Here is a 23,061-nt window from a genome sequence, read left to right on the forward strand (position 1 = left end):
AAGCACCAGCTGTGTCAGATGCCGCCCAACTGGTTCTGTTCGCTCCTTATTGCGGTGGCGTCAGTCGCGAGCAGGATCTATCCGCAGCCCTGCAGATCCTGGGGCGGGGCGCACTGCAGGGGCGGCGTCCGGTGGCCGGAAGCGATGGACACCACTACGAACTCCGCTGGAATGGAGTCGCTGCACCGATGGAGAGGCTGGACTGTCAGCTTCGTTTTCCCGGTCATCCCGAGGGAGATTTTGATTTCGCCGTCACCACCCATCAGCTGGTGGTTTGGTTGATGGATTGTTCCCATCTGCAGCCATCGGAGCCCGATTTGCCCAATGGGTTCTGGCAGTGGTTGTTGATCGAGCGCGGAGATGCTCCTGAACAGGCCTAGATTCAGTGGTGTCAAGCATCACCTTCATGGGAACGACTCTGTTGATCGGATCGTGTGAGCCGTTCAGTGGGAAGTCGGCCCTTGTTCTTGGAATTGCTCAGCAGCTCGCCCGTGCCGGACAGCAGATCAGGTTCGGAAAGCCCCTGGCCACAAGCCTGGACTGGGATCCGAACCAGGGGCCGTTGCCTCAACCACTCATCGACGACGACGTTCGATTTGTTGGAGAAACGCTGAATCTGCCGCCTGAGCGTTTGATTCCTTCAATGCATCTGTTGTCGCCGACAACGGCCGCCCAGCGGCTTGGCCAAGGCGAGTTGGACGCTGGCCAAGGTTTTGCGGAGCTGCGCCAGTGCATTCAGTCTGACGATGGACTCACACTCTTGGAATGTGCGGGAAGCCTCCAGGAGGGTTTGCTGTACGGCCTCAGCCTTCCGCAGCTAGCCACAGGTCTCGATGCCAAGGTCGTTCTGGTGCACCTCTGGCAGGACAGCCGCAGTGTGGATGCGCTGCTCGCGGCCAAGCAGACCCTGGGTGACCGTCTGGTTGGAGTGGTGCTGAACGCCGTCACTCCAGAAGAGGTCGACAGCTTGGAGCGACAGGTGGTTCCTGCCTTGCAGGGCCTCGGCTTGCAGGTGTTTGGCGTCATGCCCCGTTCTCCTTTGCTGCGCAGCGTCACGGTCGGCGAGTTGGTGCGGCGCCTCAATGCCCGGGTGATCTGTTGCCAGGAACGGCAGGAACTGCTGGTGGAAACCCTGAGCATCGGCGCAATGAATGTGAATTCCGCCATGGAGTTCTTCCGCAAACGACGCAACATGGCTGTTGTGACGGGAGCTGATCGCACCGACATCCAGCTGGCCGCCCTTGAGGCTTCAACCCAATGTTTGATTCTCACTGGGGCTGGGGAACCTCTCCCTCAATTGATCAATCGCGCCGAAGAATTGGATGTGCCCTTGCTCAAGGTGGAGCACGACACCCTGGCCACGGTGGGGGTGATTGAGCAGGCCTTCGGCCATGTGCGCCTGCATGAAGCCGTGAAGGCCACCTACGCCTTCCGTCTCGTGGAGGAGCATTGCAAGCTTGATCAGCTCTTCAATGCATTGAATCTGACGGTTCAGCACGCTTGATGGTTGCTAACTTCCGATGAAATCAGGCGGCAAGTTTTCCTTGGGTCAGTCACTGGATCTGCCGGCTCTTGATCGGGTTGACACGCTTGCGCAGGAACTCGCTCTGCTGCAGGACAAAAGCCAACGAAGGATCGCCATTCTCGGTAGCCGCCATGTGCCCGTTGTGGCGGTTCACCTGATCGAATTGGTGGCTCGCTCATTGGTGCAGGAAGGCCATTCTCTGATCACATCCGGATCTCAGGGGGTGAATGCAGCAGTGATTCGCGGGTGTCTTGAGGTGGATCCCTCCAAGCTCACTGTGCTTTTGCCCCAGAGCCTCGATCGGCAGGTTCCTGAAATCCGAGATCTTCTGGATCGGGTGTTGCACCTTGTGGACAAGCCGGAGCAGGACGACCTGCCCTTGCCGATGGCCAGCAGTTTGTGCAATCAAGAGATCATCAACCGCTGTGATCAGTTGATCTGTCTCGCATTTCACGACAGTGAAACCCTGCTGGCGAGTGCACGAACTGCTGAGGACATGGGGAAGGTTGTAAGCCTTCTGTATTTCGACTGATCAGCCGGCGGCGCTGATCACGGCCCGCAGTCCCTCCACGTAGCAGATGCCAACGGCAGTCACCCCCGTAGCCCAGCAGAGGCCCCTCAGGGGTGGGACGTTGCCGACATAGGCAAACAGATAAACAAATCGGATGCCTGGCCAGATCCACGCTGCTGCGATGGCCGTGGGGCTGCTGACTCCGCTGATCAGACACAACAGCATGGCCGGTGCCCCCAGGGTCAGTGCTTCCCAGCTGTTCTCCTGTGCCCACACGGCGCGCTGCCCGAAGGCGGGCAGCCGTTCAAACATCGCCCGAGGCGCCTGAAGATCCGCCATGGTGAAGTCGGCTTTGGCCCGGCCGGCACCGGTGAGCACGATGCTCACCATCACGACGGCTCCCATCAGGCAAAGGGCCCAGGCAAACGCAGGAGTCATGACATCCAATCAATCCCCGGGACCCTAACGGGCTCAGGTGAGCCACACCCTGCTGGAGATCGATGGGTTTCTAAAGTGGAGGATCGACAGGTTTGCGACATGGCCAGCACTTATTCCTTCGATGTGGTCTCTGACTTTGATCGTCAGGAGCTGGTGAACACCCTTGATCAGGTTCGTCGTGATGTTGGCAACCGTTATGACCTCAAGGATTCCGGCACCGAGATCGATCTTGAGGAAACGGAGCTGGTGATCACCACGGCCAGTGATATGACGCTTCAGGCGGTGGAGGATGTGCTGCGAACCAAAGCGACCAAACGCAACCTCTCCCTCAAGATTTTCGATTTTCAAACACCTGAAACCGTCGGAGGCAACCGGGTGAAGCAGGTGGTGAAGCTGCGTAAGGGCCTCAGTCATGAGATTGCGAAGAAGTTGAGCAAGATGGTGCGCGATGAGCTCAAAAAGGTGACGGTGGCGATCCAGGGTGAAACTGTGCGGATCACCGGTAAGAGCAAAGATGACCTGCAAGCCGCGATTCAGCTCGTCAAGAGTAAGGAAGATGATCTTGATGTTCCTCTGCAGTTTGAGAACTATCGCTGATAAGGAGATCGCAAGGTTTGGCGTTGAGGTGATGTAACTCCAAAAGTGGTCTTGATGGTCTTTTAGTCATCGTGAGTTCTTGCTGCAAATCTGTGCTTAACAGATTTTGTGCTGGTTTTTATGCTAACTTTAGTCAATATCTTCAATTGAAGTGAGCAGCTTCGCCATCGTAGTTCGTGTCTTTGACGGCGAAGCTCCTTATTTGCAGTCTTTTATTGACCACCATCGCCGTCTTGGCGTTGATGCTTTTTATCCGGTGGTTGCCCCAGGAGGTGCGCCATTATGTCGCGAAATTTTTGCGCGAAATGGAATTGCATTTCATGAGTCGGATGGTCAGAGAATCAGCTTTGTTCAGAATCTGATTCGTGAGGATTATGTCGCCGTCATTGATGCTGATGAATATTTGCATCCGGGTCTTTTCTCGTTTCTTGATGAGGAGAAGGTGGAATCACTCTTGATGCCTTGGAGGTTGACAGCATCAATGGATGATGGTTTTTTTGAAACTCAGCAAAAGAGATTTTTTGTTTTCCCTCAAGTGAAGTCGATCGTCAAAACATCGGCCCTTCAACGGCTTCGTCTTCATGCTTCAGCCACGTCTGGTTCAGGGAGATGTCTGGGGATTGAACAGGGACAGCAATTTCCTGTGCAGCACTACTACCTGCGCGGTCTTGATGACCTTCTTCTGAAAGAGGGTGGCGTGGTGAAGCGAACTTTGGCGCAGAGTTCAGGACGGAAGCAGGTGAATCTGAATGCTGATGAGACTTCGATGGATTTCCCCAGCCGCCACGCTCGTGTGGCCTTCCTTTTGAATGTGCTCAGGTTCATTCCCGAGCAGGCTGATCCCTACAGCATGTCGTTGGATCGTTCCATGTTGGATCATCTCCGAGACAATGTTGAGGGTGACCCAGAAGCCGCAAAGCGAGAGTTACATGACAGTGTTTCGAAGATTCAAAATGTTTATCGGAATCGCACAATCCGTCGGGAAATTAGAGCCACGCAACAGCTGCTTGCTTCCGATCCGCGCAAGGTCAGTTACCAAAAAAGAGTGTTGAAGTTGCTCCGAAAGGATTTTCAGTCTCGTCGCTCATGGTTGGGTCATTTTTTTCGCTGAGGGGCGACGTTTAAGCGCTTAGGTCCCGGGACCGTCGCGCATCGATGATCTTTGCCAGTTCCAGCACATAGCCGGCGGTGCACCAGCGCCCATGGCTGCGGGATCGGTTTTCAGGGTCCGAACGGATTTCAGCGGTCTCGGCCATCAAGAGATCCAGCTCTCCCTGCGGCAGGTCATAGAGCTCCTGTAATTCCAGTTCCCGGCTGAGTAGATGGCTGCGAAACCATTTGCGATTTTGTTCCTGGGGCGGGATGTCTCGGCTCAAGGGGCATCACAGCGTGGATGTGTCATTCTCCGGCTATGCAGGTACTGAGCTGGGCCCAATTCGATCAGGCGGTGCAGCAGTTGGCTTCACGCTTTTCCGGTTCTGCGGTGACCGGCGTTTATGGGGTTCCCCGTGGGGGCCTGTGCCTTGCCGTAGCGCTCAGCCATGCCATCGATCGCCCCTTGCTCTCAGCACCTGAGCCATCAGCCCTGATTGTGGATGATGTCTATGAAACCGGACGCACCTTGCAGGCGTTGAAAGGTCAGGTGCCGCCGGCATCCTTTGCTGTTTGGGTCAGCAAGGTGCGTCCTGATTGGTGGGTGGCAGCCGAGGTTGCCGCGTCGTCGGAATGGCTGGTGTTTCCTTGGGAGAACCTTGAACAGGCCCGTGCCGATGAGCAGGCGTACCGCGCCTCACGGGGCCTGTGATGAACAACAGCGCGCGCACGATTTATTTGGCGTCTCCTTATGGCTTCTCGGAGCAATGGAAGCGGCTGTTGTTGCCGGAGTTCATCGGGGCATTGGAAGCCCTGGGATTGGAGGTCTGGGAGCCCTTTGCTCGCAATGGTCAGGTGAATCTGGCGGAACCGGGATGGGCCTATCGCGTCGCGCAGCGGGATCTGCAGGATGTGCGTGATGCGGATGCGCTGTTCGCCATCGTGAATGGAACGCCTCCCGATGAGGGAGTCATGGTGGAACTTGGTGCCGCCATTGCCCTGGGTAAACCCACCTTCCTGTTTCGGGATGATTTCCGCAGGTGCACCGATTCCGAGCAGTATCCGCTCAACCTGATGGTGTTTGCCGGTCTCCCTGAGCGGGAGTGGCAGAAGTACGTCTACAGCGATGTGGCTGACATCAATGATCCCGATAAAGCCTTGGCCTGTTGGGCGCGATCCTGATGTTCGGGTGAATCGTGGTCTGTTGATGCAGCTCGCTTTTGGATGAGCGCTGCAGGGCTGTGATGGCGATGATCAGTTGGTGTTTGCTTGTTTCAGTTCGAAGGGAGCAGGAAGAAGTTGCTCGAGTTGCCTCGTGCCTACCCCGTCCATCTGTATTGCTGCATTGGCCGGCAGCAGTTCTTGCATCACCTGACGGCAGGCGCCGCACGGCATGCGGGATCCTGGAGGCGCATCGCTCTGGGCATCGATGCAGCTCACGGCCAGTTCAATCGGTTGTTTGCCTTGGCTGATCGCCGTGAAAAGGGCGACCCGCTCTGCGCAGATGCTCAGGCCATAACTGGCATTTTCCACATTGCAGCCGTCGATCACACTGCCGTCATCACACCGCACTGCGGCCCCCACGTGGAAGTTTGAGTAGGGGCAATGGGCACGTTCGGCGGCCCGGCGCGCTCGCGCCAGTAAACACTCAGCGTTGTTCTCGGCAGGAGCCATGGGCCGTTTCCAAAAGGCTGCTCAGGGTTTTCGTCCCAGCTGATTGGGTCAGCCGGGACTGCTGGCTGAGTTCGAATCCCTTTTGATCATCAATGACCAGATCTCCGCTCACAGCGACAGGACTCTCCTTCTCCTGGGCAGGACCGCTGGAGGCGCCGGAGTCATTGAATGTGAGCGCTCCTAAAGGGGCTTCGTAGGACCAGTGATAGGTCATGCGAGAGCCCGCGATCTGTTCAACACCGGAACTGCTGAAGCGCTCCACCAGGGGGGTGAGTCTGCTGTCGATCACCGTCCGAGGTTCAATCGCAGGGTTCTCACCCCGCTCAACCCGAAACTGCTGCTGCTTGAGCTGTCGGATGCCTGCAATCGGATGGCCAGACCACCGGGCCTCCACGGTCTGAATGGTGCAGACCAGTGGAGGTGGAGGGGGTGCTGAGGCCAGCACGGATCGATCAGGCCACGGCCGCGAAGCTTTCGCGGAAGGCGTTGATCGTCGCTTCGATGTCGGCGTCGGAGTGCGCCAGGGACGTGAAACCGGCTTCGAACGCTGATGGTGCGAGGTAGATGCCGCGCTCGAGCATGGCCCGGTGGAGTTTGCCGAAGCGTTCCGAATCCGTGGCCTTGGCTTCTTCGAAGTTGCGCACGGGGCCTTCGCAGAGGAAGAAGCCGAACATGGCGCTGACGCTGGCCGCTGTGATCGGCATGCCAGCGGATTGGGCGGCGTCCTTGATGCCCGCCACCAGCTTCTGAGTGGTTGCCGTCAGCTTCTCGTAAGTGCCGGGCTGCTTGAGCAGTTCCAGGGTCTTGATGCCGGCGGTCATTGCCAGGGGGTTTCCACTGAGGGTTCCGGCTTGGTACATGGGGCCAGCAGGGGCCACCATTCCCATGATGTCGGCGCGGCCGCCGTAGGCGCCCACGGGAAGTCCGCCACCGATCACCTTGCCCATGGTCGTGAGGTCTGGGGTGACGCCGAAATGCGCCTGGGCACCGCCGTAACTGATCCGGAAACCGGTCATCACCTCGTCGAACACCAGCAGAGCGCCGTGCTCTTTGGTGAGTTCCCGCAGACCTTCAAGGAAGCCTGGTTCCGGTTGAATGAAGCCGGCGTTGCCGACGATCGGCTCGAGGATCACGCCAGCGATGGCGTCGGGGTTCTCGGCGAACAGGGCCTTGACGGCCTCAAGATCGTTGTAGGGGGCCGTCAGGGTATTGGCCGTGGTGCTGCGCGGGACACCGGGGGAGTCGGGCAGGCCGAGGGTGGCCACACCGGAACCTGCCTTGACCAGGAACATGTCCGCATGGCCGTGATAACAGCCCTCGAACTTGATCACCTTGTCGCGGCCGGTGTAGGCACGGATCAGGCGCAACACAGCCATGCAGGCCTCGGTGCCGCTGTTGACGAAGCGCACCATCTCAACGCTGGGGACAGCGTCGATCACCATTTCGGCCAGGGTGTTCTCCAGGGCACAAGGTGCTCCGAAGCTGGTGCCCTTCTCGATCGCTTCCTGCAGTGCTGCGATCACCTCGGGGTGGGCGTGGCCACAGATGGCCGGTCCCCAGCTGCCGATGTAGTCGATGTACTTATTCCCATCCACGTCCCAGGCATAGGGACCCTTCACCCGATCGAACACGATTGGCTGACCGCCGACCGACTTGAACGCCCGCACAGGGGAGCTGACACCTCCGGGCATCAGGGCCTGTGCTGCGCCGAAGATGGCCTGGGAGTGGCTGGTGTTCAAGGCGGGAGCTGTCACTGGAACCGACGCCAAAGGGCTGATGCAAACCGTGCAACATCCTGACTCAGGAACGACCGGTTCCGTTTGCTGTGTTTCTTAATTGCCCACTTCGCACGCATTTTGATGCGTAGTCTTTGATCAGATCGAGATCGATGTGGCCCACGACTGGTCAGTGCTGGAGAGGGATCTGCGCCGATGTCTGCCCCCTCGGGCCATCGTGGCGAAGCGTCAGGAACTGCTCAGTTACGACTGTGACGGACTGACGCTTGAGCGCCACTGTCCGCCCCTGGCGGTGCTGCCGGAGACCACCGAGCAGGTCGCTGCGGTGTTGCAGTGCTGCCATCAACACGGTGTTCCGTTTGTGGCCCGTGGAAGCGGTACCGGCCTCTCGGGGGGAGCGTTGGTGGATCAGCAGGCGCTGCTGGTCGTAACCAGTCGCATGCGTCAGGTGCTCGACCTCGATCTGGCCAATCACCGGGTCACGGTGCAGCCCGGGGTGATCAACAGCTGGGTGACGCGAGCTGTTGCAGGTGACGGGTTTTATTACGCCCCGGATCCGTCCAGCCAGGTGGTGTGCAGCATCGGCGGCAATGTGGCGGAAAATTCGGGCGGGGTGCACTGCCTCAAATACGGCGTGACCAGCAACCATGTGCTGGGGCTTGAGGTGGTGCTGCCCGATGGAACCATCACGCAGTTGGGCAACGGGCTGGCGGAATCCTGCGAACTGGATCTCCGTGGTGCATTCATCGGCAGCGAAGGAACCCTGGGCATCGCAACGGCCATCACCCTGCGCCTGCTTCGGGCTCCGGAGTGCGTGAACGTGCTGTTGGCGGATTTCGCCACGATGGAAGCAGCAGGGGAGGCGGTGCGATCGGTAACCGCGAGCGGCCTCTTACCGGCAGGAATGGAAATTATGGACAACGTCACCATCAACGCCGTCAATGATTTCTTCGGTTACGACGAGTACCCCCGTGATGCTGCAGCCGTTCTGCTGATTGAGCTCGATGGCCAGGAGGCTGAGGTGCAGGCCTCATCAGAACGGGCTGAAGCGCTTTGTCGTGCGGCAGGGGCCCGCGGGCTACGTCGGGCCCAAGACCCCACGGAGTGCGCAGTGCTGTGGAAAGGCCGCAAATCTGCTTTTTCAGCCGTGGGAAAAATAACGCCGACCTATTACGTGCAAGACGGTGTCGTTCCCCGCAGCAGCCTTCCGCCTGTGCTAGCGGCGATTGAACGGCTCAGCCAGGAGCACGGTCTGCCCGTGGCCAATGTTTTCCATGCCGGCGATGGCAACCTTCATCCACTGATCCTCTATTCGCTGGATCAGCCCGATGTGGAGCGGAGCGTGAAGGAGCTTGGTGCCGCCATCCTGCGGGTGTGTCTTGATGCCGGTGGCAGCATCAGCGGAGAGCACGGCGTCGGCGCCGACAAGCGCTGCTACCTCGACTGGATGTTCAGCTCGGACGACCTGGAAACGATGGGGCTGTTGCGGTCTGCCTTTGATCCGGACAACCGCGCCAATCCGGGCAAGGTGCTGCCCACGCCGCGCACCTGCGGGGAATCGGCCAAACGGATGGTGACGCTGCCCGCTGGCGTGGAGGTCTACTGAACAGGATCAGAAGAGCGGTTCATCGCCTTCGTCGTCGTCGGCTGGAGGCCAGTCGAGATCAACGCTCACCGGGGCATGGTCGCTGGGTTGCTGGTTGCCACGCATACCCTTGTGGATGACGCAGCTGCGGGCGAGTCCCAACAGCTCGTCGCATAAATAGATGTGGTCGATCCGCCAGCCGCGGTCCCGATCCCAGGCACCGCTGCGGTAGTCCCACCAGCTCCAGTGGCCGGAGTCCGGTTCGAACACCCGGAACACATCCTGGAGCCGGTCACCGAGCGCGTCACGAAGGGCCTGGCGTTCGGCATCGCTCGCCATGATCCCGCCGGTCTGGCGGTCGGGATCAGGAAGATCACGTGCTTCGAGGCCGATGTTGAAGTCACCGACCATGCAGAGCGGCTCGCCACGTTGCTGTTGAGCGTCGAGATAACGCTTCAGGCAGCCGAGCCAGGTCAGTTTGTAGGGGTATTTCTCCGACTTCAGGCTCGATCCATTCGGTACGTAGAGGTTGAGCACGCGAACGCCATTCAGCAGTGCGCTGATCACGCGCTTCTGTGCGCCGAGATCGTCCGCTTCTGCATCATCCTGGAGCTCCCCAACGAAGCCGCAGCGCACATCCTCCAAGGGCTCGCGGCTGATCAGGGCGACGCCGTTGTAGGCCTTCTGGCCATGGATGTGCACGTGCCAGCCAGCAGATTTAAAGGCTTCAACGGGAAACAGAGGGTCATCCACCTTGGTTTCCTGCAGACACAGCAGATCCGGTTGCTCGCGATCCAGCCAGCTGAGCACCTGATCCAATCGCGTGCGAACCGAGTTCACGTTCCAGGTGGCGATCTGCACGGTTGATTCAGTGGCCTCAAAGACCCTTAGCATCAGCCAACTCTGGTTTCCGCTGATGTCTCGCCGTCTTGCGGCTGTCGCTCAGGTTGTGTTTTCTTCCCTGGTGGTGACAGCCATCCCGATGGGTGCAGAGGCCCAGGTTGAAGCGCCTTTTCAGAACCGCGAGGAACGCGAGATCTATGGGGACACCAATGGCAGCGGTTCAATTCTGGATGCTGCCAACCCGATGGATTTCTTGAACCAGATCCGGCGGGCGACCGCCATGGACGACGCCACACCACCATCCGATGCCATTGATGCGGCCCTCAAGGCCTATCAGAACCCTCCTGAAACGCCTTAGCGCTGGGTTGGTCAGACGCGGTGGCGCGGGCTGCGCTCAATCCGAGCTGCCCTGCCACCACATCGATCAGAGGATTGATCCGTCCGTTGGCATCCCGCCGTTCCCGGGCCTGCTTGAGCAGGGTCTGAACCGCTTCCGAATCGCCTCGCTCTTGCTGCAACAGGGCTAGGGCCAACAGTGGTCTTGCGTCAGTTGTGTTCTCTGTGGCCAGCTGGCCGTACAGCTTCATCGCGGTCTGATCGGATCCGCCCTGTCGCAGCAGATCAGCCAGGAGCAAACCGATCTCCAAGCGCTGGCCAGGCTCCAGGCCCTTGAACCGGGTGGTGAGCTCAGCAGTCACCTGACCCTGACGTCCCAGCTCTTGGTCCAGGAGCACCAGCAATTGCAGAACCTGCAGATCATTCGGATGCAGCCGCAGCAGATGCTGGAGGCTCCGCCGGGCTGCCTCGGGCTGGCCATTGCGACGTTGCAGTTCCGCTTTGAACAGGGTGAGTTCGCGAGGCGTGGAGCGGCCAGACAGCCACGGTTGCAGCACCACTTCGGCGTCCTGCAGGCGCTCCAGTGTCACCAGGCGTTCCAGCAGCAGGCCCCGTTCTGCTTCGTTGAGGTTGTCATGGTGCTGCAGCTGCTGCATCAGCAGCTCAACCTGCTGATCTTCTTCAGCCTGGCGACTCGCGCGTGCCCGGGTTTCCGGGGCCATGGAGGCTGCAGCGATCCAACCGACCAGGGCAGCCCCCACCATGGACGCCAGCAGCAACAGGATCCGGCGCAGGCTGGGCATCCGATCTCGAATCAGCCACTTCAGTTTGAGGAGATTGCAGTGGCCTGGCTACAGTCTTTACAAGGGCTTTTGACTCCGCCCGGATCAGCATCAATGCGCGCCCATCCGATTCCCCCGGTCACAGAGCCGTTGCAGTACCGGGCCATCGGTCTTGTGCGCGGCACGTACACCCCAACCGATCCCGAGCAACTCACCCGTGGCACCTTGACCGATGCCCAGGGGGTCCCCCTGGAAACCGTCGTGCTCGGACGTGTGCTCACCCTGATGCGGCGGCATCTGCCCCTGGATCAACCCCACCTCTGGGTCGTTTATCCCAGAAGCCGTGAAAGCGATCACCTGCATCTGCAGATTGCTGGGGTCTGGGAACCCAGCACCCTGGCGCCAGATCAAGCCGATGCCTCAGACACCCTGCCGGAAGGTGATGACTTCTTCTCCGTTCGAGGCGAATTGATCTTCACCAAGCCAGAAACTGGCGAAATGGTGGTGAAGGTGCGGCAGCAGGCCCGCGCCGACGGCCAAAGACCGCTTCCCTTCAAACTCCAGATCAAGGGAGAGCTTCCCCTGGAACACCTGCGTCACTTCGTCAGCCTTGATCTGCGTCGCCAGGGCCAGGAACTGCACCTCGAAAACCACGAGGTGATTGCTCCCATGCCGACGCGTGGCGGCAAATCCAAGGGAGGTCGTGGCCGCGCCACCTCCCGCGCTCGCAGCTGATGGCCGAGGGGGGGCAGGGCTCCACAGGGGCCCTACGGGCAGGCGTCGCCGTTGCCGGCATCACTGTCCTCGGCGCCTTTGGTCCAGCCCTGGGTCTCTCTGCTGCCTGGATCGTGGTGGCGGTTGGGGGTGCCCTGGTCACCCTCAGCGTTGATGTCGCCACCTGGGAAGGCATGGGCGGACACATCCTTGCTGAAGCGCTGCCCGGTGGGCAGGAGCGTCTGCGTCGGATTGCGGTGCATGAGGCCGGTCATGTTCTGATCGCGGAAGAGGAGCAACTTCCGGTTCAGCAGGTGCTGGTGGGAACCCTGGCCTGTGTGCGTGCAGGACTGCGCAGCAGCGGCGCCACTGAGTTCGCGGTGCCGGACAGCGTCCGCATGCCGCTTGAAGATCTACGCCGTTGGAGCCGGGTGCTTCAGGCCGGCATCGCCGCTGAGACCGTGGTTTTCGGCAAGGCCCGTGGTGGGGCTGATGACCGCGCTTTGTTGGGACGGCTGTGGGGACTGTCAGGCCATGACGTGGCCACGGCCCAGCGGGAGCAGCGTCGCGCCCGCCGGGAGATTGAACAGCAGTTGCGTCAGCAGCGTGAGGCGCTTGACCAGCAGGCCGGTGTTCTGTTGGAGGCGGCTCCGCGTCTGGGGCGATGAGTGCTCTTTGGGTTGATGCACCGACGGGGTTGGCGGGGGACATGCTCCTGGCCGCACTGTTGGATCTGGGCGTGGACCAGGCTGTGGTGGAGTCGCCGCTGGCGGCCCTCGGGTTGGCAGGGCGGTATCGCATCACCCAGCAGGAGGCGCGCAGCGGCGGGCTGCGGGGAATCCGGGTTGATGTGCAGGGTCTTGAGGATCAGCCGCCCCACCGCCACTGGTCGGGGATCCGTGATCAGATCAATGCAGCTGCTTTGGCGCCATCGCTGAAGCAACGGGTGCTCGCCGTGTTCTCCCGTCTGGCGGAAGCCGAGGCCACCGTTCATGGAACTCCGGTGGAGGCCGTTCACTTCCATGAGGTGGGAGCCATCGATGCCCTCGTGGATGTGGTGGGCGTCTGTGCGGCGATTGACGATCTCAATCCGGCCCAGATCGTCTGTTCCCCGTTGCCTGCGGGGAGCGGAACGGTGGCAACTGCCCATGGCCTGTTGCCCGTGCCCGTTCCAGCTGTGCTTGAACTGGCGCGACGTCACCGCATTCCTCTGCTTCAGGGCGGAGACCTGCCTACCGGAGAGTTGGTGACGCCCACGGGCCTCGCCCTGGTGTCGGTGCTGGCGGATCAGTTTGTTGCTCCTGAACGTTTGGTTGCCGAAAAGGTTGGCGTCGGCCTTGGCCATCGCCAGCTGGATCGCCCCAACCTGGTGCGCCTGGTGCTGCACACCCCAGCCGTTACTGCGGAGGAAGCTCCCCGGTGGGAGTGGTTGGTGGTGCAGGAAGCCTGGATTGATGACGCCACTCCAGAGGAGGTTGCGGTCTTGGCCAATCGCTTGCGTGAGGCCGGAGCGATCGATGTGGCGGTGCAGCCGTTGCTGATGAAAAAGGGCCGCAGTGGCCAGTTGGTGACGGCACTCGTGCGGGATGGGGATGCCGATCAGCTCCGCCGCCTCTGGCTCAGTGCTGGCAGCAGCATCGGCCTGCGGGAGCGGCGTCAGGGACGCTGGGTGCTGCCAAGGCGGCATGGCGTGCTCGAAACGCCCTGGGGCCCCGTCGCTGCCAAACAGGTGCGTCGCCCCGATGGCCGTTGCACCGTCAAAGCCGAGGCGGATGCCCTTGAGGCACTGCAGGCCAGCACAGGGTGTTCCCTTGATGAGCTGCGGGCTGCTGTTGCAGTAGCGCCATTCGTTTGCACGGACGATTGGGCCTGATGGTCAAGCTTCTCCGTCAACCCAAGCTGTGGATCACGTTGGCCAGCCTGATCTTCATCGCTGTGGCTCTGGCCCAGCAGGCGGGGCAACTGCGCCAGCTGAGCTTGGTGGCCAACGGTTGGTGGTGGCTGGTGCTGGGGCTGGGCCTCACCTGGCTCAGCATCCTGATCAATGGTCTGGCCTGGCGGGATCTGCTGGTTTGGTTGAAACACCCTCCCCAGGGCCTCGCTGTGGTGCCGCTGTTTGTGCGCAGCAACCTGCTCAAGTACCTGCCGGGAGGGATCTGGCATCTGGTGGAGCGGGTCCGGGTGCTGCGTCCGGTGATTGGCGGCGGCCCGGCCCTGGCCGGGGTGATCCTTGATCCGCTTCTGATCGTCGCAGCGTCCGTTCTTGTTGTGGTTGCCGGTGGATGGCAGCAGGGCCTTGCCCTGCTGGCTCCATGGCCCGCGCTGTTGATGATGTCCCGCTGGCGCGAGCCCCTTCTGCGTCGACTGGAGCGTTCCAAGGCAGCGCAATTGCAGTCGGTTGGCAGTGGGGCACTGGAAAGTGAGGGAAGCGGCCGCGGCGGCTATCCCTGGCGGCCCCTCAGCCTTCAGCTGCTGTTTGTGTTCTGCCGCTTTGCCGGGTTCTGGTGCAGCGTGCAGGCCTTCGGCATTCAAAGTCCGGCACCGTTCACCTGGCTTGCGGCCTTTGGTCTGGCCTACGCCGTTGGGCTGGTGGTGCCTGGTGCCCCCGGGGGGCTCGGGGTGTTTGAGGCCACCCTGCTGCTGCGTTTGGGTGCTGCCGTACCAGAGGCGCAGTTGCTCGCGGTGGTTCTCAGCTACCGACTCCTCTCCACCCTGGCTGATGTTGTTGCCAGCGGGGCCCTGGTGGCCGATCGGATGCTGGGACAACGTTTGAAACGCCACCGCTGACCCCTTGCTGTTGTGTTGCTGAGTCGTCGCCGGATGCTGCAGTTGGTGCTTGGCACCGGTCTTACGGCAGCGGCCCTGCCCTTGAGAGCCGCCAGGGGAGCTGTTCAACGGGTTGGGCTGATCAGCGATCTCAACAGCAGCTATGGCTCCACCCGCTACATCCCTGCCGTGGATCAGGGGCTGGATCAGCTCATTGGCCTGCAGCCGGATCTGGTGGTGTGTGCTGGCGACATGGTCGCGGGTCAGATGCGAGGCCTCACTGGTCAGCAGCTGGATGCCATGTGGCGGGGCTTTGAGACGTCGGTTCTGCAGCGGCTTCAGGCGGCGGACATTCCCCTGCTGCCAGCGATCGGGAACCATGACGGTTCACCGGGTTTCCCCGTGGATCGTGCTGCTGTGGGTCGGTTCTGGACCCCGATCCGTGAACGGATGGGATTGGCGTTTGTGGATGCCTCGCAGTTCCCGTTTCGCTACTCGGTGCTGCAGGAAGGGATCTTCTGGCTGGTCTGGGATGCCAGCTCAGCCCGTGTTCCTGAGGATCAGCTGATCTGGGCACAACAGCAGTTGGCCAGCACCGAGGCACAAAAAGCTCGTGCTCGGTTTGTGGTGGGTCATCTCCCCCTGGCTGGGGTTGGTCTGGGCAAAGATCGCCCCGGTGAGGTGTTGGAGCGGGGAGGTGCACTTCAGGCCTTGATGGATGCCGCTGGCGTGCAGGCCTACATCAGTGGTCATCACCACACCTGGTTCTCCAGCCGTCGTGGCCAGCTCGATCTGATCCAGCTCGGCGCCTTGGGCAGCGGCCCCCGGCGCCTGTTGCGTGGTGAAGCGCCAGCACAGCAGACCTTCACCCTGTTGGAGATCGATGGGGGCAGGGGCATCCTGCGGGAGACCACCTACGCCGTGTCCACGGGACGGCCGCTCTCCTGGTCCACACTCCCGCTCCGTCTCAACACCCGTGCTGGCTTGCTCCAGCGCAACGCATCAGAGCGTTTGCTGCGGGGGTGACGAGCCCTCTCGTCTGGAGGCGTGATCCAGGGTTGGCACCAAGGCCATGGCGGCGACCAGCCCCAGAACGAGGATCATCAGGGCAGGCAACATCGCTTCGGCCAGCCGTTCATCGCCGGCGTACTGGAACACGCGCACCGAGAGCGTGTCGAAGTCAAAAGGCCGCAGAGCAAAGGTGAGGGGAAGCTCTTTCACCGTGTCCACGAACACCAGCAGCAGTCCGACGGTGATCGGTCCGCGCAAGAGAGGCAGATGCACCCGTTGGAGCACGCGCTGCCACGGTGATCCCATCCCCGTCGCCGCCTCATCGAGGCTCGGGCTGATCCGTTCCAGGGCTGCATCCAGGCCTCCTTTCGCCACCGCGAGAAATCGATCGCTGTAGCCCCACAGCAGCAGGAGCAAGGGGGCGACCTGCCAGGGGGCGCCCGTGAGTAAAAGGGCCAGAGCCAGGACGGTGCCGGGGATGGCGTAGCCCGTTCCGGCCAGGAAGGTGAGGCTTTTCAGCCATGGGGCGCTGGACCAGCGTTTGGCGATGGCCAGCACCAGCGCTGCCGTTACCGCCAAAACAGCAGCGACCAGAGCCAGCAAAAGACTGCGGCCGCTCAGACTGATCAGATCGTCGTTCCAGCTGGTTTGGAGCTGGTCCAAGTTGCTGGCGGCCCACAGCAGTGGGGTTCCCAGGCTCACGATCGGAGGGATCACGGCGAGCAGTTGCGCCACCCCAGCGCGGAATCCATGCAGGTGCCAAGCGGTTGCATCCCCGCCGGCCACGCCATCGCTCCAGCGCCGACTGCGCCTGCGCAGGCTCCGTTCACACACCACCAACGTCAACACGATCACCAGCGTGATCAAGGCCAAGCTGATGGCGCCTGCGGGATCGCCGTTGGACTGCCAGGTTTCCAGGATGCCCGCGGAGAGACTCGGGATGCCGAGCAGCTGCACGGCACCCAGCTCATTGACCACTTCCATGCCCATGAGAGCGACGCCGGCTCCGATCGCGGGCAGTGCAATGGGCAAGGCCACACGCCGGAAGGCTGACCAGGGACCAACCCCCAGGCTCCGGCATGCCTCCAGCTGACGCTGACCGCTGACGGAGAAACTTTCCGTGCTCAACAGGAACACATAGGGGTAGGTCGTCAGGGCCATCACAGCAATGCCCCACCCCATGCCGTGAATGGTCCAGCTCTGGCGACTGCCCAGATCAACGAGGATCGCCGAGAGGAGATAGGCCGGCGTTGCCAAGGGAATCAGCTGGGCGATGCGCAGCCATGCCCGACCGGGAAAACGGCAGTTGCACAGCAGCCAACCGTTCGCAGTGCCAAGCAAGGTGCCCAGCGTTGCTGTTCCGAGCAGCAGCTGGATGGTGCCAACGATCTGGCGCATGCCATCGGGGCCAAGATCGCTGAAGCCGCTGTGCAAAGACGTCAGGGCCTCCCTCACCAGCGTCAACACCGGCCAGATCGCAACCAGGCCAGTGATGGAGGCGATCAGGATCAGGGCCAGCCGGGTTGGGCTTGGAACAACACTCCGGTTGGGCAGCAACTTCACTTCAGCGATGGGCCGGACACCGTTGTCGCGACGTGGTGTTGCGACATTGCCATGGAACGAGTCTGGCGATGAACGATGGGGATCTGATCGAGGGCGTGCAAACCGCACACCGGCTTCGATCATTTGTCACACTCATAAGCTCGGTCGGTTCCCAAGCTTCATCTGATCTGTGGAACAGCTGCTCCCGATGGAGCCAACGGTTGCTTTAAACGGGGTCTGGCACAGCTACGGCGACGCCTCTGACGGCTGGACCCTGAAGGGGGTGGATCTTCAGGTGGCGCCAGGGGAGCTGCTGGGCCTGCTGGGCCCCTCCGGCTGTGGCAAGACCACCCTGCTCCGCTTGATTGCCGGCTTCGAACGCCCCCGGCGCGGCACGGTGCAGCTGGATCAGCGCATGGTGGCTGGAGATGGGATCTGGATGGAACCGGAACGTCGGGGTGTTGGCATGGTGTTCCAGGATTACGCCCTCTTCCCTCACCTGAACGCTTGGCAGAACGCCAGTTTCGGTTTGCCCCGGCGGAATCCCAACCGTGAGCGCGTGGCCTGGTTGTTCGCGTTGCTGGGGCTGAAGGGGCTCGAGCAGCGCTACCCGCACCAGCTCTCCGGTGGCCAGCGGCAGCGGCTGGCGTTGGCACGCGCTCTGGCCCCAGCGCCCAGGGTGGTTCTGCTTGATGAGCCTTTTTCAAGCCTGGATGTGGAGGTGAGGCTCCGCCTGCGCAGTGAGCTCTCCTCCGTACTGGACGCCTGCGGTGCGAGCGGCGTGATCGTCACCCATGACCCCGGAGAAGCTCTGGCGATCTGCGATCGCGTTGCCGTCATGCGGGACGGCGTGCTGCATCAATGTGCATCGCCCCCCGAGATCGTGAGGTCACCGGCGACGCCTTTTGTTGGATCCTTTGTGCTTCAACGCAATTTGATTCCAGTGCAGGCCCATGGCCAAGGCCAGTTGTCTTGTCTCCTGGGAGATCTGGATGCATCGGCCCCATGGGTCCAGGCGGACCGCGAAGCCTCCGGTGACTGTTGTGTGCTCGTGGATCCGCACGACATCACTGTCGTCGCCGATGCCGAAGGAGAGGCCAGCGTCCTGGGCCGTGAATTTCTGGGGGATGCATGGGAGTACCGAATCCGTGTCGCGGATGTGCTGGTGCGGGCCCACTGTCCGATCGAACAGGAGCATCCTCCCCACACCCGTTGTCGCCTCAGCTTCAGGGATGGGTCCAGAGTCACGCTGCTTCCGCTTGGCCAGGCGCTGGTATAAAAAATCCCCCGCCGCAGCGGAGGATTGGGGAAAAAGAATTGATGGTGTCAGCGTTGGTGATGACGCACCGGGATGGGCACAAGCACCGGCTGGCGTAAGCCGCCACCGCCGTTGTCATCATCGGAATCAGCCAGAAGCCACAGCAGCAGGCTGGCAAGAACAAAAACCGTTCCAAGCAGCAGTGGTTCGACCATTGAGGTTTCTCCCATGGCACGCACAATAAGCACCATTCCTGGGTTCTGCTGAATCAGCTGAAACCTTTTCCTGCATCCGGTGCCACACAGGCCTTGAGTTGCTTCCGCAGTTTGTTGTGGTCGATGTTGCGGCCGATCAGCACCAATTGATTTTTGCGATCACCGGTCCAGTCGGTGTCGTCGATGGAAAAGCGTTTGCCTGCCAGATGGAACACATGGCGGCGTTCGCTTTCGTTGAACCAGAGGATTCCCTTGGCCCGGAACACCTCCTGGGGCATCTGGTTGTCGAGGAAGTTCTGGAACTTGCGCAATGCAAAGGGCCCATCACTCTGGAACGACAGGGAGGTGAAGCCCTCGATGTCCTGGTGGTCACCGTGCTCATGGCTGTGGTGATGGTGTCCGTGGTCATGACCGTCCCCATGGCTGTGGCCGTGACCGTGGTCATGCCCATGGCTGTGGTCATGCCCATGGCTGTGGTCATGCCCATGGTCATGACTGCAGTGGCCGTGGTCGTGGTCGCAGTCGCTGTGATCCAGGCTCGGATCTTCGGCAGGGGAACTCACCTTGTCGGATTCGAACAGTCCAACGCTGAGCAACAGGGCAAGAGGCACCTCCCCTTTCACCGACCGCAGGATCCGCGCATCGTTCTTGACGGCTCTGAGTTGCTGCTCGACAGCCTCAAGCCGCTCCTCTGAGACGAGGTCGCACTTGTTCAGCAGCAGGATGTCGCCGTAAATCACCTGGGCCCGGCCAACTTCCGTGTCCAGAACGACGTCGTCGAAGTTTTCTGCATCGATCAACGTGATGATCGAATCCAGGCGGGTTTGGTCCCGCAGCTCACTGCCAAGGAAGGTCATCGCCACCGGCAGGGGATCGGCCAGACCGGTGGTTTCCACGACGATGTAATCGAGCGGTTCTGGGCGTTCAATCACCCGTTCCACCGCCTCCATCAGCTCGCCGTTGATCGAGCAGCAGATGCAACCGTTGCTCAGCTCCACCATGTCTTCATCGGTGGTGACGACCAGATCGTTGTCGATCCCGATTTCACCGAACTCATTCACGAGCACCGCGGTCTTCACCCCCTGCTGATTGCTCAGGATGTGATTCAGCAGCGTGGTTTTTCCCGCTCCGAGGAAGCCGCTGAGAATGGTGACCGGGACGCCGGGACTGGCTGGTGCGGTGGTCATGCGCAAGAACCCACTCGACTCATGCTGGCAGCAGAGCGTCAATGGCGCTGGCCAGCTCCACATCCAGGCTGCTGAGGCCGCCGAGATCATGGGTGGTCAGGTCGATTGAAACGCGGTTGTAGACGTTGCTCCAGTTCGGATGGTGATTTTTGGATTCGGCCAGCAAGGCCACCTGTGCCATGAATCCAAAGGCCTCCACGAAGCTGTTGAACTGCAGATCGCGGTGCAGCCTGTCTCCGTTCACAACCCAATTGGGCAGGGTTGTGCTGAGTGCCGACTTCTCGGCGGCATCGAGAGGTTCAACTGGCATGGAAGCCCTGAATTACCCCTCCATCGTGGCTGGAGCCGGTTGTCAGTCGCTCAGGTCATGCAATCGATCAATCATCAGATCGGTGTCGGTATCGACGCCGTCGTCGGTTTCCCAGGCGTTGGGGTTGTGTCGGGCCTGAATGGCTTGATTGATCCGTTCGCCATTGCGCAGGCTCAGCAGGGTTTGCGGCGTGGCTGAAGTGGTCTGCGTGGTGCTTTCAGGGGTGGGGCGGCTGGAGGATTCACCGAATAAGTGGCAGGCGATCGTTCTGGTGTGAGCAGCGCTGCGGTGCTCCCAGAGGTAAATGGCTTGCCAGGTGCCCAGCAGCAGTTGCCCCCTGCTGACGCTCAGGTTCAGGGTTTGGCTGGTGAGCGCGGTTCGGATGTGGGCCGGCATGTCATCAGCTCCTTCGTCGTCATGGAGATAACGGCGGTGTTCTGGAACGGCATCGGCCATCCATTCATCCAGGTCCTGCAGCACCCGGGGATCTGCGTTCTCGTTGATCGTGAGGCTGGCGCTGGTGTGCAGGCAGGTGAGATGCAGAACGCCCTGGTCCAGACCCGTGCTGCGGATCCAGGTGTTCAACTGCCCGTCCAGTCGGGTGAACCCTCTTCCCGGGGTTGCCACTGTCATCTGATGCAGGATCTGCTGCACACCCACCGCTCTCCAGCGTTCTTTTCTTACTTTGCGTGCAGCAGCACCGTCTGAGTCAATGGCCAGCCCATCTGCCCCCGATCTGACCCTGCTGTTTGACGGAGGTTGTCCGTTGTGTGTGCGCGAAGTTCGCTTTCTGCAGCAGCGTGACCGTCAGGCCCGGCTGGCTTTTGTCGACATTGATGCCTCTGATTACGACGCAGCGGCCCATGCCGGCATCAGTTACCGGGTGGCCATGGGCCGCATTCATGCCATCACAGGCTCCGGGGAGGTGCTGCGGGATGTGGCCGTCTTCCGTGAGGCGTATCGCCTGATTGGTCTGGGGTGGCTTTACGCACCGACCCGCTGGCCTTTGATCGGCAGCGTGGTCGATTGGGTCTATGGGATTTGGGCCGCCCGGCGGCTTCAGATCACCGGGCGCGCCGACCTTGAGACCCTGTGCCAAGGCCGCTGTGAGCTGAACTGACCGGTTCTTACCGAACGGTCTGCGGTTGTCGGTAGATCAGCTTGAGCGGCCAGAGAGCCATGGGCAGGGCGATCCCCAGGGCCAGCTGCAGCATCAATCGGCGCATGGGTCCAGAACGTCTGAACCGCTTCACCATGGCCTGCATCGCTGCTTCGATGCCACTCCAGGTGTCGTTAGGGTGATGGAAAAGGGGGCGAGATGGCTTCTGCCGCAACGGCTTGGGGGCAGCTGGGCGCCCATCTGAGAGAAACGCAGCTGCTTGGCTCGATTCAGAGCACCCTGTATTGGGACCAGAACACCCGCATGCCTTCTGCTGGGGCGTCCTGGCGAGGTGAGCAGCTCACGCTGCTGGCGACCCAGCTTCATGCTCGTCAGAGCTCTGCCGCCTATGCGGATCTGCTGGCCGCGGCGCGTCAGCACTGGAATTCCGCTGAGCGATGCCCTGAACAGGGCCGCAATCTGGATCTGCTGGAACAGGACCTGCAGCGGCAGCAGTCCCTCGATCCAGCCCTCGTCGCCGCCTTGGCCCAGGCCAAGGCCGACGGCTACGACCGGTGGCAGCAGGCTCGATCGGCCTCTGATTTCAGCCTTTTCGCACCGGCGCTTCAGACCCTGATTGATTTGCGTCAGGAGCAGGCCAAACAGCTGGATGAGCCGCGCTCCTGTTGGGAGACCCTGGCGCAACCCTTCGAACCGGATCTGCGTCTGGAGCGTCTCGAGGCCTTGTTTGCTCCGTTACGACAACGGTTGCCGGAATTGGTTGCTCAGGCATGCACCCGGCCACGCCCACGATCAGCGGACTGGGATCTCGAGGAGTCCAGCCAGCAAGATCTCTGTGATGAGCTGCTCGGTGCCTGGGGCCGCAATCCCGCCATCACCTGCATGGCACGTTCGCCTCACCCCTTCTCGATCACGTTGGGACCGGCGGATTACCGGATCACCACGCGTGTTGTGCCTGGCCAGCCTTTGTCGTGCTTCCTGGCCACGGCCCACGAATGGGGGCATTCCCTCTACGAGCAGGGGTTGCCGGACCAGAGCCACCAATGGTTTGCCTGGCCATTAGGCCAGGCCACTTCGATGGCGGTGCATGAAAGTCAGTCGCTGTTCTGGGAGAACCGTGTTGCCCGGAGCCGTCCGTTCGCAGAGCAGTGGTGGAAGCGTTTTGCGCAGGTGGGGGCTCCCTTCAGCGGCGCCCAGGACATGTGGCAGGCGATGAATCCGATGGCGCCTGGTTTGAACCGGGTGGAGGCCGATGAACTCAGCTATGGCTTGCACATCCTGATCCGCACGGATCTCGAAATTTCCCTATTGGAGCAGGGTTTGGAGGTGAAGGATCTCCCCGACGAATGGAACCGGCGCTATGAGGAGCTCCTGGGGGTGCGACCGATGAACGATGCCGAGGGATGCCTTCAGGATGTGCACTGGAGTGAAGGTCTGTTTGGCTATTTCCCTTCGTATCTGTTGGGGCACTTGATCAGTGCACAGTTGAGCGAAGCGATGGCTGTTTCAATTGGTCAACCTGAACATCATGTACGGGAGGGAAGTCTTGATACGGTTCTTCATTGGCTTCGTGAACATGTTCATGGAATTGGTCGAGCTATGAATGCAGAGCAGTTGGTTGAAAAAGTAAGTGCGCGTCAACTTTCTGCTCAGCCTTTTCTTGATTACATTGAATCCAAATTAGATAATCGTGGTAAATGGTGATTTTGCTTTAATATCAGGCTTATTGCTTCTTTAATGCAATTCAATTTGCCATCTGTTGGAATTACTTTTTGGCGCGAGTATAATTCAGTTATCTCAGTGATATGAATGCTTGGGC

29 protein-coding genes are annotated in these 23,061 nt (G+C 60.8%); 17 read left to right on the top strand and 12 right to left on the bottom strand.

Annotated elements, in window-relative coordinates:
• Positions 1-11: 11 nt before the first annotated feature.
• Genes ebsA through SynRS9907_RS03135 form a run of 3 tightly spaced genes read left to right on the top strand, consistent with a single transcriptional unit; the run spans position 12 to position 2,057 of the window.
• Positions 12-380, top strand: coding sequence for a type IV pilus biogenesis protein EbsA (gene ebsA / locus SynRS9907_RS03125; protein ID WP_188021782.1), 369 nt, complete (start codon positions 12-14; stop codon positions 378-380).
• A 26-nt stretch (positions 381-406) separates the two neighbouring features.
• Positions 407-1,504, top strand: a complete 1,098-nt coding sequence (locus SynRS9907_RS03130; protein ID WP_114988302.1) for a phosphotransacetylase family protein — start codon at positions 407-409, stop codon at positions 1,502-1,504.
• Positions 1,505-1,520: 16 nt separating this feature from the next.
• On the top strand, positions 1,521-2,057 hold the full coding sequence (locus SynRS9907_RS03135) for a hypothetical protein (protein ID WP_006851763.1): 537 nt from the start codon (positions 1,521-1,523) through the stop codon (positions 2,055-2,057).
• Here SynRS9907_RS03135 and SynRS9907_RS03140 read toward each other — a convergent pair whose 3' ends face one another.
• Complete coding sequence (locus SynRS9907_RS03140) at positions 2,058-2,474, bottom strand: MAPEG family protein (RefSeq protein ID WP_115161484.1); 417 nt, start codon at positions 2,472-2,474, stop codon at positions 2,058-2,060. It lies immediately after the preceding gene.
• A gap of 99 nt (positions 2,475-2,573) precedes the next feature.
• Between SynRS9907_RS03140 and SynRS9907_RS03145 the strand changes: the two genes are divergently transcribed.
• Both SynRS9907_RS03145 and SynRS9907_RS03150 read left to right on the top strand, forming a co-directional pair.
• The gene (locus SynRS9907_RS03145) at positions 2,574-3,071 is read left to right on the top strand and encodes a YajQ family cyclic di-GMP-binding protein (RefSeq protein WP_188021783.1); all 498 of its coding nucleotides are present in this window, start codon (positions 2,574-2,576) and stop codon (positions 3,069-3,071) included.
• A 151-nt stretch (positions 3,072-3,222) separates the two neighbouring features.
• Positions 3,223-4,182 carry a glycosyltransferase family 2 protein gene (locus tag SynRS9907_RS03150; RefSeq protein WP_188021784.1) on the top strand — a complete coding sequence of 320 codons (960 nt, stop codon included), beginning with the start codon at positions 3,223-3,225 and terminating at the stop codon, positions 4,180-4,182.
• A 10-nt stretch (positions 4,183-4,192) separates the two neighbouring features.
• Here SynRS9907_RS03150 and SynRS9907_RS03155 read toward each other — a convergent pair whose 3' ends face one another.
• The gene (locus SynRS9907_RS03155; protein WP_188021785.1) at positions 4,193-4,447 is read right to left on the bottom strand and encodes a hypothetical protein; all 255 of its coding nucleotides are present in this window, start codon (positions 4,445-4,447) and stop codon (positions 4,193-4,195) included.
• A 35-nt stretch (positions 4,448-4,482) separates the two neighbouring features.
• Between SynRS9907_RS03155 and SynRS9907_RS03160 the strand changes: the two genes are divergently transcribed.
• Both SynRS9907_RS03160 and SynRS9907_RS03165 read left to right on the top strand, forming a co-directional pair.
• Complete coding sequence (locus SynRS9907_RS03160; protein WP_188021786.1) at positions 4,483-4,875, top strand: phosphoribosyltransferase; 393 nt, start codon at positions 4,483-4,485, stop codon at positions 4,873-4,875.
• On the top strand, positions 4,875-5,345 hold the full coding sequence (locus tag SynRS9907_RS03165) for a nucleoside 2-deoxyribosyltransferase (protein ID WP_188021787.1): 471 nt from the start codon (positions 4,875-4,877) through the stop codon (positions 5,343-5,345). Before SynRS9907_RS03160 ends, SynRS9907_RS03165 begins: the two co-directional genes overlap by 1 nt.
• 72 nt (positions 5,346-5,417) lie before the next feature.
• On the opposite strand, the gene SynRS9907_RS03170 is transcribed toward SynRS9907_RS03165, so the two are convergent.
• Genes SynRS9907_RS03170 through hemL form a run of 3 tightly spaced genes read right to left on the bottom strand, consistent with a single transcriptional unit; the run spans position 5,418 to position 7,591 of the window.
• Positions 5,418-5,837, bottom strand: a complete 420-nt coding sequence (locus tag SynRS9907_RS03170; RefSeq protein WP_188021788.1) for a cytidine deaminase — start codon at positions 5,835-5,837, stop codon at positions 5,418-5,420.
• Complete coding sequence (locus SynRS9907_RS03175; protein WP_255445971.1) at positions 5,812-6,282, bottom strand: hypothetical protein; 471 nt, start codon at positions 6,280-6,282, stop codon at positions 5,812-5,814. The genes SynRS9907_RS03170 and SynRS9907_RS03175 overlap by 26 nt, the downstream gene beginning before the upstream one ends.
• A gap of 7 nt (positions 6,283-6,289) precedes the next feature.
• Positions 6,290-7,591 carry a glutamate-1-semialdehyde 2,1-aminomutase gene (hemL, locus tag SynRS9907_RS03180; protein ID WP_115160503.1) on the bottom strand — a complete coding sequence of 434 codons (1,302 nt, stop codon included), beginning with the start codon at positions 7,589-7,591 and terminating at the stop codon, positions 6,290-6,292.
• A gap of 136 nt (positions 7,592-7,727) precedes the next feature.
• Here hemL and SynRS9907_RS03185 point away from each other — a divergent pair, with 136 nt between their 5' ends.
• A complete protein-coding gene (locus tag SynRS9907_RS03185; protein ID WP_188021789.1) occupies positions 7,728-9,179 on the top strand; it encodes an FAD-linked oxidase C-terminal domain-containing protein in 1,452 nt (483 codons plus the stop codon).
• A gap of 6 nt (positions 9,180-9,185) precedes the next feature.
• Here the strand turns inward: SynRS9907_RS03185 and xth are convergent, their stop codons facing one another.
• Positions 9,186-10,052, bottom strand: a complete 867-nt coding sequence (xth, locus tag SynRS9907_RS03190) for an exodeoxyribonuclease III (protein ID WP_255445972.1) — start codon at positions 10,050-10,052, stop codon at positions 9,186-9,188.
• Between the two features lie 22 nt (positions 10,053-10,074).
• Here xth and SynRS9907_RS03195 point away from each other — a divergent pair, with 22 nt between their 5' ends.
• Positions 10,075-10,359 carry a hypothetical protein gene (locus SynRS9907_RS03195; RefSeq protein ID WP_255445973.1) on the top strand — a complete coding sequence of 95 codons (285 nt, stop codon included), beginning with the start codon at positions 10,075-10,077 and terminating at the stop codon, positions 10,357-10,359.
• Here the strand turns inward: SynRS9907_RS03195 and SynRS9907_RS03200 are convergent.
• Positions 10,325-11,140, bottom strand: a complete 816-nt coding sequence (locus SynRS9907_RS03200; protein WP_255445974.1) for a M48 family metallopeptidase — start codon at positions 11,138-11,140, stop codon at positions 10,325-10,327. The genes SynRS9907_RS03195 and SynRS9907_RS03200 overlap by 35 nt on opposite strands.
• 93 nt (positions 11,141-11,233) lie before the next feature.
• Between SynRS9907_RS03200 and SynRS9907_RS03205 the strand changes: the two genes are divergently transcribed.
• The 5 genes from SynRS9907_RS03205 to SynRS9907_RS03225 are packed head-to-tail and all read left to right on the top strand — an operon-like array spanning position 11,234 to position 15,625.
• The gene (locus tag SynRS9907_RS03205; protein ID WP_188021790.1) at positions 11,234-11,854 is read left to right on the top strand and encodes a hypothetical protein; all 621 of its coding nucleotides are present in this window, start codon (positions 11,234-11,236) and stop codon (positions 11,852-11,854) included.
• Positions 11,854-12,501 (top strand): hypothetical protein, encoded by a 648-nt coding sequence (locus SynRS9907_RS03210; RefSeq protein ID WP_188021791.1) that lies wholly within the window; start codon positions 11,854-11,856, stop codon positions 12,499-12,501. Before SynRS9907_RS03205 ends, SynRS9907_RS03210 begins: the two co-directional genes overlap by 1 nt.
• Positions 12,498-13,706 (top strand): nickel pincer cofactor biosynthesis protein LarC, encoded by a 1,209-nt coding sequence (gene larC, locus SynRS9907_RS03215; protein WP_188021792.1) that lies wholly within the window; start codon positions 12,498-12,500, stop codon positions 13,704-13,706. Before SynRS9907_RS03210 ends, larC begins: the two co-directional genes overlap by 4 nt.
• Complete coding sequence (locus SynRS9907_RS03220) at positions 13,706-14,620, top strand: lysylphosphatidylglycerol synthase domain-containing protein (protein ID WP_188021793.1); 915 nt, start codon at positions 13,706-13,708, stop codon at positions 14,618-14,620. Before larC ends, SynRS9907_RS03220 begins: the two co-directional genes overlap by 1 nt.
• 33 nt (positions 14,621-14,653) lie before the next feature.
• Positions 14,654-15,625, top strand: coding sequence for a metallophosphoesterase (locus SynRS9907_RS03225; RefSeq protein ID WP_188022336.1), 972 nt, complete (start codon positions 14,654-14,656; stop codon positions 15,623-15,625).
• Here the strand turns inward: SynRS9907_RS03225 and SynRS9907_RS03230 are convergent.
• Entirely contained in the window at positions 15,602-17,296 is a 1,695-nt protein-coding gene (locus SynRS9907_RS03230; RefSeq protein ID WP_255445976.1) for an iron ABC transporter permease, read from the bottom strand. The genes SynRS9907_RS03225 and SynRS9907_RS03230 overlap by 24 nt on opposite strands.
• 64 nt (positions 17,297-17,360) lie before the next feature.
• On the opposite strand from SynRS9907_RS03230, the gene SynRS9907_RS03235 reads away from it, so the two are divergent.
• Positions 17,361-18,431, top strand: a complete 1,071-nt coding sequence (locus tag SynRS9907_RS03235) for an ABC transporter ATP-binding protein (RefSeq protein WP_188022337.1) — start codon at positions 17,361-17,363, stop codon at positions 18,429-18,431.
• Between the two features lie 47 nt (positions 18,432-18,478).
• Here SynRS9907_RS03235 and SynRS9907_RS03240 read toward each other — a convergent pair whose 3' ends face one another.
• From SynRS9907_RS03240 to SynRS9907_RS03255, 4 genes are read right to left on the bottom strand one after another with little or no spacing between them, the layout of a single operon-like run.
• A complete protein-coding gene (locus tag SynRS9907_RS03240) occupies positions 18,479-18,661 on the bottom strand; it encodes a hypothetical protein (RefSeq protein WP_114988287.1) in 183 nt (60 codons plus the stop codon).
• 17 nt (positions 18,662-18,678) lie between these two features.
• Complete coding sequence (locus SynRS9907_RS03245) at positions 18,679-19,812, bottom strand: GTP-binding protein (protein ID WP_188021794.1); 1,134 nt, start codon at positions 19,810-19,812, stop codon at positions 18,679-18,681.
• Positions 19,813-19,831: 19 nt separating this feature from the next.
• On the bottom strand, positions 19,832-20,122 hold the full coding sequence (locus SynRS9907_RS03250) for a 4a-hydroxytetrahydrobiopterin dehydratase (protein WP_188021795.1): 291 nt from the start codon (positions 20,120-20,122) through the stop codon (positions 19,832-19,834).
• Between the two features lie 42 nt (positions 20,123-20,164).
• A complete protein-coding gene (locus SynRS9907_RS03255) occupies positions 20,165-20,782 on the bottom strand; it encodes a secondary thiamine-phosphate synthase enzyme YjbQ (RefSeq protein ID WP_188021796.1) in 618 nt (205 codons plus the stop codon).
• A 52-nt stretch (positions 20,783-20,834) separates the two neighbouring features.
• Here SynRS9907_RS03255 and SynRS9907_RS03260 point away from each other — a divergent pair, with 52 nt between their 5' ends.
• Together SynRS9907_RS03260 and SynRS9907_RS03265 are read left to right on the top strand one after the other, a co-directional pair.
• On the top strand, positions 20,835-21,242 hold the full coding sequence (locus tag SynRS9907_RS03260) for a thiol-disulfide oxidoreductase DCC family protein (RefSeq protein ID WP_114987985.1): 408 nt from the start codon (positions 20,835-20,837) through the stop codon (positions 21,240-21,242).
• Between the two features lie 198 nt (positions 21,243-21,440).
• The gene (locus SynRS9907_RS03265) at positions 21,441-22,946 is read left to right on the top strand and encodes a carboxypeptidase M32 (RefSeq protein ID WP_188021797.1); all 1,506 of its coding nucleotides are present in this window, start codon (positions 21,441-21,443) and stop codon (positions 22,944-22,946) included.
• Positions 22,947-23,061: the final 115 nt, after the last annotated feature.

Source organism: Synechococcus sp. RS9907, assembly GCF_014279615.1.
Taxonomy (GTDB): Bacteria; Cyanobacteriota; Cyanobacteriia; order PCC-6307; family Cyanobiaceae; genus Parasynechococcus.